This window comes from Cupriavidus sp. 05T42 (assembly GCF_056396345.1).
Map to the genome: position 1 here is coordinate 60,147 of NZ_JBFTLH010000025.1, position 16,468 is coordinate 76,614.

11 protein-coding genes are annotated in these 16,468 nt (G+C 66.6%); 6 read left to right on the top strand and 5 right to left on the bottom strand.

Annotated elements, in window-relative coordinates; genetic code table 11:
• Positions 1-23 precede the first annotated feature (23 nt).
• Entirely contained in the window at positions 24-773 is a 750-nt protein-coding gene (locus AC1EJR_RS24565; protein WP_092296463.1) for a Coq4 family protein, read from the top strand.
• 12 nt (positions 774-785) lie between these two features.
• Here AC1EJR_RS24565 and AC1EJR_RS24570 read toward each other — a convergent pair whose 3' ends face one another.
• From AC1EJR_RS24570 to AC1EJR_RS24580, 3 genes are read right to left on the bottom strand one after another with little or no spacing between them, the layout of a single operon-like run.
• Entirely contained in the window at positions 786-2,783 is a 1,998-nt protein-coding gene (locus AC1EJR_RS24570) for a lactonase family protein (RefSeq protein WP_477147695.1), read from the bottom strand.
• A 46-nt stretch (positions 2,784-2,829) separates the two neighbouring features.
• Complete coding sequence (locus AC1EJR_RS24575; RefSeq protein WP_477147696.1) at positions 2,830-4,827, bottom strand: lactonase family protein; 1,998 nt, start codon at positions 4,825-4,827, stop codon at positions 2,830-2,832.
• Between the two features lie 45 nt (positions 4,828-4,872).
• The gene (locus tag AC1EJR_RS24580; protein ID WP_477147697.1) at positions 4,873-6,891 is read right to left on the bottom strand and encodes a lactonase family protein; all 2,019 of its coding nucleotides are present in this window, start codon (positions 6,889-6,891) and stop codon (positions 4,873-4,875) included.
• 283 nt (positions 6,892-7,174) lie between these two features.
• Here AC1EJR_RS24580 and AC1EJR_RS24585 point away from each other — a divergent pair, with 283 nt between their 5' ends.
• The 5 genes from AC1EJR_RS24585 (at position 7,175) to AC1EJR_RS24605 (ending at position 12,746) form a co-directional block, all read left to right on the top strand.
• Positions 7,175-7,498 (top strand): hypothetical protein, encoded by a 324-nt coding sequence (locus tag AC1EJR_RS24585; RefSeq protein WP_477147698.1) that lies wholly within the window; start codon positions 7,175-7,177, stop codon positions 7,496-7,498.
• Between the two features lie 123 nt (positions 7,499-7,621).
• Positions 7,622-7,786, top strand: a complete 165-nt coding sequence (locus tag AC1EJR_RS24590; protein ID WP_177219952.1) for a hypothetical protein — start codon at positions 7,622-7,624, stop codon at positions 7,784-7,786.
• A 44-nt stretch (positions 7,787-7,830) separates the two neighbouring features.
• A complete protein-coding gene (locus AC1EJR_RS24595; protein ID WP_477147699.1) occupies positions 7,831-10,065 on the top strand; it encodes a phosphocholine-specific phospholipase C in 2,235 nt (744 codons plus the stop codon).
• 295 nt (positions 10,066-10,360) lie between these two features.
• Complete coding sequence (locus tag AC1EJR_RS24600) at positions 10,361-11,581, top strand: phage tail protein (protein ID WP_441593180.1); 1,221 nt, start codon at positions 10,361-10,363, stop codon at positions 11,579-11,581.
• A gap of 85 nt (positions 11,582-11,666) precedes the next feature.
• Entirely contained in the window at positions 11,667-12,746 is a 1,080-nt protein-coding gene (locus AC1EJR_RS24605) for a glycosyltransferase (RefSeq protein ID WP_092296484.1), read from the top strand.
• 27 nt (positions 12,747-12,773) lie between these two features.
• Here AC1EJR_RS24605 and AC1EJR_RS24610 read toward each other — a convergent pair whose 3' ends face one another.
• Positions 12,774-13,712 (bottom strand): DUF6708 domain-containing protein, encoded by a 939-nt coding sequence (locus AC1EJR_RS24610; RefSeq protein ID WP_477113790.1) that lies wholly within the window; start codon positions 13,710-13,712, stop codon positions 12,774-12,776.
• On the bottom strand, positions 13,709-16,468 hold a 2,760-nt coding region (locus AC1EJR_RS24615), incomplete at its 5' end, for a T6SS effector BTH_I2691 family protein (protein ID WP_477147700.1). The genes AC1EJR_RS24615 and AC1EJR_RS24610, both read right to left, overlap by 4 nt.

The following is a 16,468-nucleotide window of genomic DNA, read 5'->3' on the forward strand; positions in this document are numbered from 1 at the left end:
CCGTGATGACCGAGGAGCCTGCCATGGCCAGTTCCGCTTCCCCCTCTCCCGCCCCCTCGACTGCGTCCGATCCCTACCAGCGCGACCTGCTCACCGCCTTCCGCGCCGTGCGCAAACTGCTGGCGGACGGCAACGACACCGAGCAGGTCTTCCTCATCATGCGGGCGCTGAACGGCCCCGCCATGCCGAAGAACTACCGCCGCCTGCTCAGTACGCGGCAGGGGCGGCGGCTGGCCTACCAGCGCATCGAACTGGCCGAGCGGCTCACCGACCCGGCCTTTATCGCCAGCTTCGCGCCGGGCACGGTGGGCGCTGCCTATCGGCAATTTCTGGAAAAGACCGGCTATAGCGCCGATGGACTGGCCAAGGTGTCGAACCTGAACCAGGAGCCGGTGATGGAGGACGCCTATCTGTGGTTTGGGCGCCGCACGCGGGACATCCACGACATCTGGCACGTCCTGACCGGCTATCGCGCCGATGAGAGCCTGGGCGAGGCGGCGCTGGTGGCCTTCAGCTACGCCCAGACCGGCGGCACCGGCTGGGCCTTCATCGCCGTGGCCGCCGCCCTGAAAAGCCTGCGCGTCTCGCGCAGCACGGCCTTCGCCCGCGCTGTGCTGGAAGGCTACCGCCGGGGCCGCCGTGCCGGCTGGCTGCTGGGGGAAGACTACGAAACCCTGCTGCACGAGCCGATGGACGCGGCGCGCGCCCGGCTCGGGATTGCCGAACCGGCGCGCTACCTGGCCTGCAACCCGGCGCAGGCCTGGACAGCGTAACGAGCCGCCGATTTATGGCGTAGGCTGCACAATCGCCATGCCGACATTGCCCCTGCCCGAGGCGAATGGGCTGCCCGGCAGCGGCGTCAGCAAGCCAGTCGTCGCATTGATCTCGAATCCATACACCGGCCCCGTGTAGGACGGCGTGTAGAGGTAGCGGCCGTTCGGTTCGATCCGCAGGCGCTGGCCGGTGACGCTGGCGGGCGTGCTCCCGACACTGAAGTCGACCAACCCCGTCGCGAGATTGCGACGGAACACTTCGATGCTGTTACTCATCGAGCCAAGGACATAGGCGAACGAAGGCGCGAGCGCGACATCGGTCGGCCCGGCCGCGGCCGTCGGGAAGTCCGCGACCGCCGCAACCATCCCGGTGCTGGTGTCGATCAGGCCGATGCCGAGCGAATTGCTGAAAAGGTTCGCGAAGAACAGGGAACGGCCATCGGCAGACACGGCGCCCCCGCCCGGCCGGGCGCCAAGGCTCGGCGCGGTGTTCGGCGTGGACAGGACACCGGTCATCGCATCGAAAGGCATGCTCCAGAGCAGGTCCGGCATGGCGTTCATCGCGTAGACATACTGGCCGTCCGGGGACACGGTGAGCCCCGTCGTGACACTCGACATGCCGCTCGGCTGCGTGGTCGAAGGCGTCAGCGCGTACGTCGCGGCGTCGATGCCATACGTTGCCACGGATACGAGCCCACCAACAAACAGCCACTTGCCGGACGGGTGCATGGCGATAACCTCCGGACCCGGCAGGGTCAGGGCCGTCGCCCCGGGGATGGCCGMCAGCGCGCCGGTGACCGGGTCCAGCCGGAATCCGACGACCGTGCTGTTGTCCCCCGCTATCGCATAGCCCACCAGTCCCGAGGGCAGGAAGGCGATGTCGTTGATCTGGTTCACGCTCGGGAACGGACTGTTGGGCACGGCGGCCAGCACGCCGGTATTCGGATCGATCCGATAGACCGAAATCGTCAGATCGATGTTATTGGGCACCACCACGAACTGCGCCTGCACGCAGGTAATCGCCACGTTGGTGACGTTGGCGGCGGCGATGGTGCCGCTGCCGTTCTGCACCGTGCAGGTCTGGCCGGCCGGCTGGGCGAACACGGTGACGTTGTAGGGCGTGGCATCGGCCAGCCCGCTGGAGACGGTGAAGGCGCCGTTGGCGCTGACAACCGCCGTATCCCCATTCACGCCGGAAAGCGTCAGGCTCTTGCCCGCCGCCAGCCCGGTGACCGTACCGCCGACGCTGTAGGTAGGCGGCGGCGCGGTCGGACGCGCCAGCGCGGCGTTGGCGCACAGGCGAGTGCCCGTGGGGGCGTCCGCGCAGGCGGCCAGCACGGCCGAGCCGGCCAGCCTGGCCGAGGACGGGCTGCTGACCTGTGCCGAATGGCCGTCCGCCGCTGCCGTCACGGGGAAGGTGGCGTCGCCGGTGGTCCACGACCAGTTGGTCAGGTCGGCGATCCCATCGACCCCATCCGAGCGGCGTACGGCTGCGGTCACGGTCTGCGCCGCCGCGCCAGCGGTCAGGGTCAGGTTTGCCGGCGACAGGGTCAGCGTGTATGACTTGGCCGGCGCTGCCTGCACCACGAGATGGGTGACCGAGGTAGCGCGGCTGCCATCGGCAAGCGTCGCCGTGGCGGTGATATCGACTTTCCCGGCATTCCGGGTCTGCACGGTGGCGTAGGTACCGACAAAGACCGAGGCCGAAACACCCGTCGGCGCCTTGTCCGAAGCCGCCGTGACTACGGCGACCGATTCATCGGAAGACGTCCAGGCAAAGCTGGCGCCTTTGACCTCGCTCCCATCGGCGGCCAGCAAGGTCGCCTTGAGCGTCAAGCTGCTGCCAGCCACCGGCGCGCCGCTGGTGGTGTCGACCACCACCTTGGTCGCCGCTGGCGTGGCCGAGGGGGCCGGCGCGGCCTTGTCATCGGAACCGCAGGCGGTGAGCACCGCAGCGGCAAGCAAGGCAATGCCGAGCGCGCGTGCGCCGGCAGGAAGACGAAGGAACATGGAACCCGACCCCGTAATGTGATTGGAATGGTTTGATCCGACTGGCCTATGGCGCCGGCTGGACAATCGCCATGGCAGCGTTGACGTTGCCCGTGGCGAACGGACTGCCTGGCACCGGTGTCAGCGCGCCGCTGCCTGCATCGATGGCGAAGCCGTACAGCGTGCCGTTGAGGGACGGCGTGTACAGGAAGCGCCCGTTCGGCTCGATCCGCAGACGCTGGCCGCTGATGCTGGCGGGCGTGATGGCGAGCGGCAAGGGGCCAAACATGGGGTCGATCCGCATCGTCTGGATATTGTTGCTCCCTGTACCAAGGACATAGACAAACTGGCCCGACGGCGTGACAGCGACGTCGATGGGACGCGACACCCCAATCAGCATGTCCATGACGCTCGTAATCGCCCCTGTGGCATCGAGCGTGCAGCTACCGAAGCTATTGGTGTCCAGGTTAGCGAAGTACAGCGCGCTGCCATCGCGTGACAGGGCCGTCCCCATCGGCCGTGAGCCAAGCGATGATCGGGTGTAGGCGAACGTAAGGGAGCCCGTCGCCACACTGACGGGAGCGTGCCACAACGCGTCCGTCGCGATGCTCGTGGCATAGACGTTCTGCCCGTCGGCGGACACCGCGACCCCGCCCGCACTGGCCGATCCGCCTGGGGACAGGCTTGACGTCAACTCCGCGGCTTGCGTCACGGGATTGATGGCAAAGCTCGCCAGCGTACCTAGGCCGCCGACATAGAGATGCCGGCCTGTCGGATCCACCGCGACGACCTGAGGCGCGAGCGGCGTCGGGGCACTCGCCGCCGCAATCATGGTCAGCCTGCCGGTGGCGGCATCCAGCTGGAAGGGGACGATCGTGTTGTTATCCACCATCACCGCATAGCCCACCCGGCCGGACGGCAGGAAGGCGATGTCGTTGACCTGGTTCACCGTCRGGAACGGGCTGTCCGGCACGGCGGCCAGCGCGCCGGTAACGGGGTCGATCCGATAGACCGACAGGGTCCGGTCTCCGCGGTTGGCCACTACCACGAACTGGGCCTGCACGCAGGTGATCGCCACGTTGGTGACGTTGGCGGCGGCGATGGTGCCGCTGCCATTCTGGACGGCACAGGTCTGGCCGGCAGGCTGGCCGGACACCGTGACGCTGTAGGCCGAGGCGGCGGCCAGCGCGGTGGGCAGCGTGAACGCGCCGTCGGCACTGATCGCCAGCGAATCGCCATTGGGGCCTGCCAGCAGCAGGCTCTTGCCAGCCGCCAGGCCGGACACCGTGCCACCCAGGGTGTAGGTGGGCGGCGGCGGCGTGGCCGGGCGAGCCAGCGCGGCATTGGCGCATAGGCGGGTGCCGGTGGGGGCATCGGCGCAGGCTGCCAGCACGGCGGAGCCGGCCAGCGTGGCTGAGGATGGGCTGCTGACTTGCGCCGAATGGCCGTCCGCTGCCTGCGTCACGGGGAAGGTGGCGTCGCCCGTGGTCCAAGTCCAGTTGGTCAGGTCGGCGATCCCATCGACCCCATCCGAGCGGCGCACGGCTGCGATCACGGTCTGCGCCGCCCCGCCAGCGGTCAGGGTCAGGTTCGACGGCGACAGCGTCAGCGTGTACGACTTCGCCGGTGCTGCCTGCACGACCAGATGGGTGACCGAGGTCGCTCGGCTGCCATTGGCCAGTGTGGCCGTGGCGGTGATATCGACTTCCCCGGCGTTCCGGGTCTCCACCGTGGCATAGGTGCCGACGAACACCGAGGCCGAGACCCCCGTCGGCGCCTTGTCCGAAGCCGCCGTGACTACGGCGACCGATTCATCGGAAGACGTCCAGCTAAAGCTGGCGCCCTTGACCTCGCTACCATCGGCACCCAGCAGCGTCGCCTTGAGCGTCAAGCTGCTGCCAGCCACCGGCGCGCCGCTGGTGGTGTCGACCACCACCTTGGTCGCCGCTGGCGTGGCCGAGGGAGCCGGCGCGGCGTTGTCATCGGAGCCGCAGGCGGCAAGCACCGCCGCGGCAAGCAAGGCAATGCCGAGCGAGCGCGCGCCGGCAGGAAGACGAAGGAACATGAAACCTGACCCGTAGTTGTCTTGAATGGTGGGGAGCCGACTGGCTTATGGCGTCGGCTGCACAATGGCCATGCCGATATTGCCGATACCCGTGCGGAACGGACTGCCCGGCACCGGCGTCAGCAGGCCAGTGGTCGCGTCGATGGCAAAGCCGTACACCAGGCCGACGAAAGACGGCGTGTACAGGAAGCGGCCGTTCGGATCCATGCTTAGGCGTTGCCCATTGACGCCAGTCGGCGTGGCCCCCAGGTCCCGGTCAATCAGACCCGTCGTGAGATCGCGCCGAACCACTTGAATTTGATTGGTGGTGAGCGCCCCCCCGGTMAAGACATAGGCAAACGGGCCCGACGGGGCGAGGACGACGTCGGTCGGCTGGAACATGCCCGAGGAGGAGAACCCGATCGCGCCTACGGCACGGTTGACAGCATCGATCACGCCGGCGCCAAGCAGGTTGGCGGTMATGCCCACGAAGTACAGGAAGTTCGCATCGGCCGACAGCGCCGCCCCGCGCGTACCCAAGCCAGTCGTTTGCCTGACGCTGGGCAAGCCAAGGTTGCCCAGCGACGTGTCGAAGGGCATGGACCAGATCTCGCCGGTCCCGGTGTTCACCGAATAGACATACTGCCCGTCCGACGACACGGCGATCCCTGACGTACGGCCTGCCAGGTCGCCGCTGATATACCCAAGCCGAAGCGACAGCGCGTGGGTGACGGGGTCGAGGCTGTACGGCATGACAGACCGGCCGGCGCCAATGATCAGCCACTTGCCCGAGGGGTGCACGGCGACGACCTCCGGACCCGGGTCGGTCGGCATGTTCGTGCCGGGGATGACGCTCAGCGCGCCGGTGGCAGGGTTCAGTTGGTAGGCCTCGACCGCGCTGTCGTTGGCCATAACCGCATAGCCCACCAACCCGTCCGGCAGGAAGGCGATGTCGGTGACCGGCCGCGTGGTGGTGAACGGGCTGCCCGGCACGTCCGAGAGCGCCCCGGTGCCGGGATCGATCCGATAGACCGAAATCGTCGAGCCCATGCTGTTTGGCACCACCGCGAACTGCGCCTGCACGCAGGTAATGCCCACGTTGGTGACATTGGCGGCGGCGATGGTGCCTACGCCGTTCTGCACGGTGCAGGTCTGGCCGGCGGGGTGGCCGGTCACGGTGACGCTGTACGCCGAGGCGGCGGCCAGCGCGGTGGGCAGCGTGAACGCGCCGTCGGCACTGATCGCCAGCGAATCGCCATTGGGGCCTGCGAGCAGCAGGCTCTTGCCAGCCGCCAGTCCGGACACCGTGCCACCCAGGGTGTAGGTGGGCGGCGGCGGCGTGGCCGGGCGAGCCAGCGCGGCATTGGCGCACAGGCGGGTGCCGGTGGGAGCATCCGCGCAGGCGGCGAGCACCGCCGAGCCAGCCAACGTGGCCGAGGATGGGCTGCTGACTTGCGCCGAATGGCCGTCCGCTGCCGTCGTCACGGGGAAGGTGGCGTCGCCGGTAGTCCACGACCAGTTGGTCAGGTCGGCGATCCCATCGACACCATCCGAGCGCCGTACGGCTGCGGACACCGTCTGCGCCGCTGCGCCAGCCGTCACGGTCAGATTCGACGGCGACAGGGTCAGCGTGTAGGACTTTGCCGGGGCGGCCTGCACCACCAGATGGGTGACGGACGTCGCGCGGCTGCCATCGGCCAGCGTCGCCGTGGCCGTGATATCGACTTCCCCGGCATTCCGGGTCTGCACCGTGGCGTAGGTACCGACGAAGACCGAGGCCGAGACCCCGGCCGGCGCCTTGTCCKAAGCCGCCGTGACCACGGCGACCGACTCGTCCGAAGATGTCCAGGCGAAGCTGGCGCCCTTGACCTCGCTTCCATCGGCGGCCAGCAGGGTCGCCTTCAGCGTCAGCGTGCCGCCCGCCACTGGCTGCGCGCTGGTCGTGTCGACCACCACCCTGGTCGCCGCTGGCGTGGCCGAGGGGGCCGGCGTGGTGTTGTCATCGGAGCCGCAGGCGGTGAGCACCGCGGCGGCAAGCAAGGCGACGCCGAACGCGCGTGCGCCGGCGGAGAAGTGTGAAAACATGGACCCAACCCGTTTTTTTTGATGTTTCGCCCGGCCTTGTTGACCGGTGCATTGCGCGCGACTGTAACAGCGCTGTCACGTTTTGACTGTCCCCAAATGGGGGGACTAGCGGGCGTAACGCCCACGGGGAAAACCCGGGTTGCAGCCCAACCCGGTCCCCATTTTGGGGCGCCGTTTTCCCGGGCTCGCATCCATATTGCGAAACCCGCCTATTCGGCCTATTACGTCAGGAAGCCCCGTTTTCTTGAATCGGCAACCTGGCAGCCCGGCTGCCCCGCGCATCATGCAAGAGCTTGCGTTTCGCACGCTGCTGTACCGCTTTTTCTTCTTCGGCTGGCTGTTCAAGGACGCCAGCCGGGGCGACCTGTTCGAGCGCGCGGCGGCGTGGCGCTTCAACCAGTCGCGCGCCCACTGGCTGCCCACCTATATGCGGCGCTGGCTCTGGTGCGGCCTGATCCTGTTCGCCCTCGGGGGCATCGCCGAATCCATGATGAGCGCGCCCGCGCTGTCGGCCATCTTCTACGTCCMTAGCGTGCTCAGCGTGCCGATCAATGTGGTGATCGGCGTGATCTGGGTGGGACTCAAGTCACTTCGAGGACCGTTGTAGGCGTCTCCCCCGCGTGCTGCACAGATCACCCTAATGCAGCAAAGGTCACGATTGTGTCATTCCTGACACATAGGCTTGCGGGTCTGCTGATGTGGCAGACCCGATCCAACCAGCCCTGACCCCATGAAACAAGCCAGTTTGACGACCGCCCTCGCGGCCGCGTGCCTTGCCGCGCTGCTGCTGGCCGCCTGCGGCGGCGACGACAACAAGCCCAGCCCGAGCCAGCCGCCCGCCGGCGATCCGCCGCCCGCCTCCGCGCCGGCCCCGGACAAGCGCTGCGCGCCCTGACCGTCCCTGACGGCACCTCTCTCCAACACTCCAGAACCCGAACAATGATCTCCCGCCGCAAGTTCTTGCAGGCGAGCATGGGCACGGCTTTCTCCGCCGCCGCCCTGGCCGCCTTTCCGCCCAGCATCCGCCGCGCGCTGGCCATTCCGGCCAATAACGCCACCGGCACCATCGCCGATGTGGAGCACGTGGTCATCCTGATGCAGGAAAACCGCTCGTTCGACCATTACTTCGGCACGCTCAGCGGCGTGCGCGGGTTTGGCGACCGCCTGACCATCCCCATGCCCAGTGGCCGCAACGTCTGGCAGCAGGCGCGCACCAACGGCTCGCTGATCACGCCGTACCACCTGAACGGCGCCGCCAACAACGCCCAGCGCACGGCCGGCACGCCGCACGCCTGGTCGGACAGCCAGGCCGCCTGGGACCACGGCCGCATGTCGCGCTGGCCGGTGGCCAAGACGGACACGTCGATGGGCTACTTCAAGGAACAGGAGATCCCGTTCCAGTTCGCGCTGGCCAACGCCTTCACGCTGTGCGATGCCTACCACTGCGCGATGCACACCGGCACCGACGCCAATCGCTCGTTCCACATGACCGGCACCAACGGCGCGATGCCGCTGAACCGGGCCTTCGTGAACAACGAGTGGGATGCCATCAACGGCGTGGCCGCCGACGCCAACATCGGCTACACATGGAAGACCTACGCCGAGCGGCTCGAGGAAGCCGGCATCAACTGGATCAGCTACCAGAACATGCCCGACGAATGGGGCGACAACATGCTGGGCGCGTTCCAGACCTTCCGCCGCGCCAACCTGAACTCGGGCTTCCCGGTGTCCAGCGGCGGCTCGCCGGGCGCCCCGTACACCAACACCGGGCAGGCCGTGCCGTACAAGGCCTATGACGCGGCCACCGACAACGCCGCCAATCCGCTCTACAAGGGCGTGGCCAACACGCTGCCGGGCACCCAGCCGGAGCAGTACCTCGACGCCTTCAAGCAGGACATCGCCAATGGCAAGCTGCCGGCGGTGTCATGGATCAACGCGCCGTCGATCTACTGCGAGCACCCGGGGCCGTCCACGCCCGTGCAGGGCGCGTGGTTCCTCCAGGAAGTGCTGGACGCGCTGACCGCCAATCCGGACGTCTGGAGCAAGACCGTGCTGCTGGTCAACTTCGACGAGAACGATGGCTACTTCGACCACGTGCCGTCGCCGTCCGCCCCGTCGCGCAATGCCGACAGCACGCTGGCCGGCAAGACCACGCTGACCGATGCCGACATGGCCGCCGAGTACTACACGCAGTCGCCGCCGGTGGGCAGCACCAGCCAGCCGGCCCGCGATGGCCGCGTGTTCGGCCCGGGCCCGCGCGTGCCGATGTTCGTGATTTCCCCGTGGAGCCGGGGCGGCTGGGTCAATTCGCAGGTGTTCGACCACACCTCGGTGCTGCGCTTCCTGGAGGCCCGTTTCGGCGTGCAGGAGCCCAACATCAGCCCGTTCCGCCGCGCGGTCTGCGGCGACCTGACCTCGGCGTTCAATTTCAAGACGCCGAACAGCGAGGCGCTGCCCACGCTCGCCGGCCGCGGCTCGCGCGCTGCGGCGGACGCCCTGCGCGTGGCCCAGCAGGCGTTGCCGGCCGTGCCGGTGCCCTCCGACATCAACCTGCCGGAGCAGGCCACCGGCACGCGTCCGTCGCGCGCCCTGCCCTACGAGCTGCACGCCAGCGCGCGCGCCCATGTGAACGGCCAGGTGGAGATCCTGTTCGCCAACTCGGGCACGCAGGCGGCCGTGTTCCACGTGTACGACCGCAACGACCTGAACAGCATTCCGCGCCGCTACATGGTGGAGGCAGGCAAGAATCTGTCCGATAGCTGGAGCACGTCGGCCGCCGCGCCGGGCCAGTACGACCTGTGGGTGCTCGGCCCGAACGGTTTCCATCGCCATTTCAAGGGCGATACGACCGTGCTGGGCGGCGCGCTCGGTGTGGCGGAGGTGCGCGTCTGCTATGACATCGCCAATGGCGACGTCTACGTCGACCTGATGAACACCGGCAAGGCCGCCTGCACCTTCCGCGTGGCCCCGCTGGCCTATCGCACGGACGGTCCGTGGGAAGCCACGGTGGCTGCCGGCGGCACGCAGACGCTGCACTGGTCGCTGAAGGACAGCKGACAGTGGTACGACTTCGCCGTGACGACCCCGCAYGACAGCGCGTACTACCGCCGCTTTGCCGGCCGCGTGGAAACCGGCCAGCACACCATCACCGACCCGGCGATGGGCACGGTCTGAGCAGCTTTTAATCCGCAATAGCCATGCGGGGCTGTGACAGGAGGCTTAAACGTCACACACCCCGCATGTGCATCCCCCGACCTCCCGCAAGTCCCAGCACTCCGCACTTGCCCCTTATCGGTGGCAGATATTCCGGGTTTGTTGACATATCATCACGCCCGGCGTGACGGGTGGCTCCACCCGGCGCACGCCACGGCCGTTTGGTCACGGCCTTTCCGTTCAACACACGTTCGATACATAACAGGCTCCGGACCGGCAACTCACACGCCGGCKACGCGCCATTCAGGGKAATACGATGAAACAGAACCGGTGGGCGCTCGCCCTTTCCATGGCCACGGCCCAACTGCTGACCGCCTGCGGCGGCGGCGACGATGCGGGCACCAGCGCCCCAGCGGCGGCTGCGCCGGCGGCGGCCACGCTCTCGGGCACGGCGGCCACCGGCGCGCCGGTCCAGAACGGCGCCGTCGATCTGCGCTGCGCCGCTGGCACGGCCTCGACCACGAGTGACGCCAACGGTGCATGGTCGGTGTCGTCCGCCGGTCTGGCGCTGCCCTGCGTGGCGCGCGTGACCGGCCCCGCCGGGCTGACGCTGCATTCCTACATTCAAGGTCCCGGCACGACCAACATCACGCCGATCACGGAACTGGTGGTCGCGGGCGCCGCGCAGAACCCCGACACCGGCACGGTGTTCAACGCGTTCAACCCCACGCTGGCCAGCCTGATGCAGTCCAACCTGGCCTCGGTGCTCACCCTCGTGCGCGCCCGTCTGGTCAACCTGGGCGTGGACACCAGCGGCCTGAACCTGCTGAACCAGCCGTTCAAGCCGGTGTTTGGCGATGCCTATGACGACAAGCTCGAAGCCCTCGCCATGCAGTTGGCCGCCCGCCAGACCTCGCTGGGCGCGATCTCGCAGGACGTGGCGCGTGGCGATGTGGGCAGTCCTGGCGCCGCGGGTGCCACGGGCGCAACCGGGCCGACTGGCGCCACGGGTGCGACTGGGGCGACGGGCAGCACCGGCGCCTCCGGCCCCTCGGGTGCCACCGGCACCACTGGCGCGGCAGGCCCCACTGGTGTGACGGGTGCCACGGGGGCCACCGGCGCCACGGGTATCACCGGCCCGTCCGGCCCGCAAGGCCCGACCGGCAACACTGGTGCTACGGGTGTCACGGGCGCGACCGGCGCCACGGGGGCAACCGGTGCAACGGGTGCCACCGGCGCAACCGGTGCCCAGGGCCCGCAAGGCAATCAAGGCCAGGACGGCGCAACCGGCGTGTGCACGCTCGGCGAGGTCTGGCTGACCGCCCTGCCCTACCCGGAGAACTACGAGCTGGGCGGCATGGTCGCCAAGGGCCAGCTCCTGCCGATCTGGACCTATACGGCCTTGTTCTCGCTCATCGGCACCACGTATGGCGGCGACGGCACGACGAACTTCGCGCTGCCGAACCTGACTGGCCAGGCGCCGGCGAACCTGACCTATATGATCTGTACCGAGGGGCTGTTCCCGCAGCACATCTGACGGCAGCAGCACCGCCTCCGGCCACGGCAGCCCACACCGCCGTGGCCGCAAGATGCGCCACCCAACCCACCCCACCCCAAGCTCCATGCCACGCATCTGCCTGAACATGATCGTCAAGAACGAGGCGCCGGTCATCGCGCGCTGCCTCGCGTCCGTGCGCCCATGGATCGATAGCTGGCTGATCGTCGATACCGGCTCCACCGATGGCACGCAGCAGCGCATTGCCGCGTGCATGGCGGGCCTGCCGGGCGCGGTGCACGAGCGGCCCTGGCGCGACTTCGCCCACAACCGCAACGAGGCGCTCACACTGGCCCGGGCACAGTGCCAGCCGGACGACTACATCCTGTTCATCGATGCCGACGAAATGCTGGGCGTGCCGGACGGCTTCCGCTGGCCGGCGCTCGGCACGGATGGCTACCGGCTGCGCTGCGAACTGAGCGGCTGGCAGTACCAGCGCAACGCGCTGGTGCGGGCGGGGGTGCCGTGGCGCTGGGAAGGGGTGATCCACGAATACCTGACCTGCGATACCCCGGCGGTCTGGGACGACCTGCAGGGCCCATCCATCGTGGTCTCGCGCGACGGCGCGCGGGCCCGCGACCCGAACACCTATCTGCGCGATATCGAGGTGCTGGAGCGCGCCGTGGCCGACGCCCCGGACAACACGCGCTACCGTTTCTACCTCGCCCAAAGCTGCCGGGACGCTGGCCGGCCGGCGGACGCCCTGCGCCACTACCGCGCGCGGGCCGCCATGGGGGGATGGGACGAGGAGCAGTGGTTCGCCACCTACCAGTGCGCGGCGATGCTCGCGCTGGACGGCGCGCCGGCCGAGACGGTGACCGCGGCCTACCTGGCCGCCTATCAGGCCCGCCCCACCCGCGCCGAGCCGCTGTGCGACCTGGCCCGCTGGCACCGCCAGCGCGGGGAATACGCGCTCGGGCACCTCTACGCCCAGCAGGCGGCGGCGATGCCGCTCCCCGCCGACGCGCTGTTCGTCGATACCTCGGTCTACCGCTGGCGTGCGCTGGACGAGCTGACGGTCTGCGCCTACTACATCGGCGCCCAGGAACAAGGCCGCGCCGCGCTGATCCGGCTGCTCGCCGAAGGGGCGTTCCCCGAGTCTGAGCGCGCCCGAATCGAGGCGAATCGGCCGTATTACGGGATGTAACCCTCCCTCTGGTTCCCCTAGGGCGCTTCAGCGATACCCCTTCGGGTTCGTACTGGAATCCCGCACGTACGGATCGCTCGGCGCGATCCGGCAGGCGGCTTCGACATCGGCGGGCCAGAGTGGCACTTTGCTTGTGGCGCGGTGGATGAGACGGCCAAGGAAGAAGAACACGTGGAATGGGGACATGAACCACCGGAGGATAGGGTTCGAAGCGTCCATGGACACCAATGCTATCCAGCCCTGATAGAGGGTTTCCCGCTTGTCTGCAATCGGCAAGCAAAACTCGAAACCCGGCGCGTCAATCACAGACTGCGGGCCTTCTTCCATGTAGCGGCGAATGAACTCCCAATGACGGAGACAGTGCTCTCGGCTAGGCGAGGCATAGCCGATTACGAACATCTCGTCGACGGTCTGTTTGTCCTTCAGCACAAGGCCACAGATGCCCAATATGCGTACTCCAAATATTCGGCTGTTCACCCGCAAGGTGAAGTACGCGTCGTCCCATGCCGCCGCAAGAACTGTGTCGTCGCCGCGAAAAACGTAGACCATACGGTTCTGCCGGTTGAAACGCATTGGATAATGTGTGTAGTGAAACCACTCGCCGATCTTGAGGTTGAAGGCAACTATGCCGGCGATGAGAAGTGAAAAGGCGACCACGCAAATAAATATAGCCCACAGCATTTCAGATTCGTCCTGCCTGTCCCAGCTTGGATCCAGGTAACGAACGATTACAGTACGGATCAGTACAACTAAGACGAATACGCTCACACCGACGCCGAGAAGTCCGGCGGCGCTCATCCCTCCGCGATTCGGGTATAGCCCGTCGACTAGTTCCAGGTAGGTCGAATTCATCCGAATCGCACGGGCCGATGCATGTGGGTCAGCCTCTCGCTTATGGACCGCCAAGTGCCATTCATGATCCATATTATTCAGCGGGCGTTGTTTTTTGCTCGTCGTAAACATCATGCTCCTGCCATTGCGCGAGTGAAATCGGACTGTTCTGTGGCCGGATCGGTGTAGCGACCTGACGTGAGCTTGCCCCAATAGCAGCGCTCTAACCACTGCGCGAAGTTGTCACCCCTAAGGTGGTTGATCGCTATGCTCAATGCAACCAGCGCAACAGCTAACACCAAGCCCCATACAGTTAAACTGAGGCCCCCTATCACTGTCGCGCTGGCAGCTGGCGGGAAGAGGGTCCAGAATGCGGCGACGGCTGCAGTAATTCCAACGGCCCCTGACAGGAGTTTCAGTGCCGCGAGCATCCATTGCCCGCGACCCAAGCTTTGAAAGCCGTCCACAAGGTCCATCGCCGCCGCCACCCCAGACACCACCGCCATCAGTCCACCCGCCACCCGCAGCGCAATCCCTGCACGTGCCGCTAACGCTTTACCCGTCACCCGCTTCACCATCCCCGTCGCATACAAATTACTCCACGTCCCATACACCTGCACCACCGCCGCCGCGCCCGCAGCCAGCGCCCCCACATACAACCCGTACCCCAGATTCACCCGCACGTCCTGCGTCCAGGTCTTCTGGAACGACAACGCCTTCGCTTCGGCTTGCAGCATCTGCTCCCAGCCCGCGAATTTCCACACGGCGTCGATGGCGGCCAGGATTCCCATCGATACCGCGCCGAAAATCGGGATCGAGCGGCTGATTCTCAGTACGCCGTATTCGTGCAGGCTCCTTGGGGTTTTCACATGTTCGACCAGCCAGGCGATTTTCTTGGTTGGGTCCTTGATGTTCGCTAGCGTCCTTTCCATGTCGTCAGTGATAAACACGGCAATCTTCGCTTTCACAGCCTTGGACGCAATGGCCGTGTTGAATGCCCCGATATTGCCGCTGGCGAAGCTTCCCACCACCTGCCGTTCGGCGTATGCCGTCAGCTGCCGGATCTGGCCGTTGCTCAGCGGCTTGGCGCTTTGCTTGCCTGCCTCAACGAGATTGCCGACGAACGTCTGGGCGAGGAATTTGATGGTGTCCCCTGCCTTGCCGCTGACATCGATCACGCCCACCGGCGTGCGCATCGTCACGCCGATAATCGCCATCCAGCGTGCGAGCGTGCGCTCGGCGGCGTTGTTGTTGTATTCGCGCARGGCCGTGGCGATTGGAGCGGCCACGTGAACCAGCAAGCTGGCGACGGAGTCCGGTAGCAGCTTTCCATTGRTTTCCTGCTTCGCGGCGCGTGCTTTTTCCTCTGCGGCATTGACACGCTCCTGGGCTGCCTTCACCTTCTGATAATAGGGATTGTCCGCAAAATTCCGGTCCTCCAGTGCCGCTATCGAGATAAATTCACCGTATGCACGGCCGTAATCGGCCTTCGCCTTGTCCACCGCGTCTTGCGCCATCGCCGCCTTTACCTTCGCATCCCAGGCGGGCTTGAGCAGCGCCTGCATGTGCTGCTGGTACTGATCCATCCGCGTTGCCCACGGCAACTTTGCCGGGTCCAGCGGCATGGCGGCCATCTCGCGGATCAGTGTGTCCTGGCGCAATACCAGCCCTCGGAGTAGCAGATTGCTCCTATCGGTGATGTCACCCTTGAGCCATTGGACGTAGACCATGGCGCAGCCCTCGATTTGCTGCGTTGTGGCGATGCAGCGCTGCAACGTCTCCGCGTATGCGTCGCCGCTCAGTGCATTGCTCCCGTCATGCGTGCAGTCGAGCTTGTTGGCGAGGAGGTTGCTCCGCATCCACGCGGCGTGGGCCTTTGCCAGCGGTTCCACGTGCTGGGCCTGCAGCGCGTCAGTCAAGGTCTTGAACTCATTGCGCCACGCGCTATGGAGTTCAGGCTTGAAGCGGCGCAGATATTTGCCCCACGATTCGTTCTGCGCAGACTGGACTTTCTGCGGGGAAGGATTGCGGATTGCCGCATCCATTTCCTGCTTTTTCTTGACGTCTTCCGGCGTGTCCGGCGGTGCGGCCATTCCCCCGCGGGACGCTGTGTCTTGCCTCGCAAACTCGTAGCTGCCCTCAAGGTAGTTCGCAAGGTGATTCGCCGTACTGAACACCTCGAGTTTCACTTTCTCATCATTGGATTGCCGGAATGACTTGATGGCACCATCCAGTGCAGCCAGATTCCGGTGCGTGGTGGGATAGCTGCCGTAGCCGTTTTTCTTGTCGTATTTGCCGGCTGGCACGTACGTGTCCAGCAAGCGCTCCTGATGCCAGTGGATCAGGGCGGCGAGGTCCTGCGCAACGCCGGCGGGGTCGTCCAGTGCGATGATCGCGGCCTGCATGTCCGGGCTGCGACGCCGACAAGCTGATTGGGTGGCATCGGTTCGCCCTACGCGCCCACTAAAGTTGGGCGCGGAAGGCGGCATGAAGGCGCGGGGGCCGATGGGTGCCGATTTGGCGATAGCTACGTAGTCGGCCACGGTGGTGGCCAGGGCGCCGATCGGCACCGCATGGGGCGTGTTGCCCCGGGCGTTGCCGGCTGGCTTGCCTGGTGAGGTTTGGTGCGCCTTGGCCCACGCGCCCGCATCGAAGGCACGCATATGCAGTTCACGCAGCGGCTTGCCGGCGGCCCCCCTGTGCGCGTCCATGACGCTTCGCGTCCATTGCACGTCGGAGTAGCCGAACCAGACGATGCCTGCCTGCGTGGCGTCCGGGATGCCGATGCATCCGGCGAGTTCCACGTGTCCGGCGTCACTGCAAGGCTTGAGCGATCTTGAGCTTTCCGATACGACGGTCGCCGCGGGAATGCTCCTGTAGTAGCCATCCTC

Bases quoted from the DNA above. Each gene is read 5' to 3' on its own strand.
- AC1EJR_RS24565 (WP_092296463.1), top strand. From the start codon at position 24: ATGGCCAGTTCCGCTTCCCCCTCTCCCGCCCCCTCGACTGCGTCCGAT.
- AC1EJR_RS24590 (WP_177219952.1), top strand. From the start codon at position 7,622: ATGAAACAAGCCAGTTTGACGACCGCCCTCGCGGCCGCGTGCCTTGCC.
- AC1EJR_RS24600 (WP_441593180.1), top strand. From the start codon at position 10,361: ATGAAACAGAACCGGTGGGCGCTCGCCCTTTCCATGGCCACGGCCCAA.
- AC1EJR_RS24605 (WP_092296484.1), top strand. From the start codon at position 11,667: ATGCCACGCATCTGCCTGAACATGATCGTCAAGAACGAGGCGCCGGTC.
- AC1EJR_RS24610 (WP_477113790.1), bottom strand. From the start codon at position 13,712: ATGATGTTTACGACGAGCAAAAAACAACGCCCGCTGAATAATATGGAT.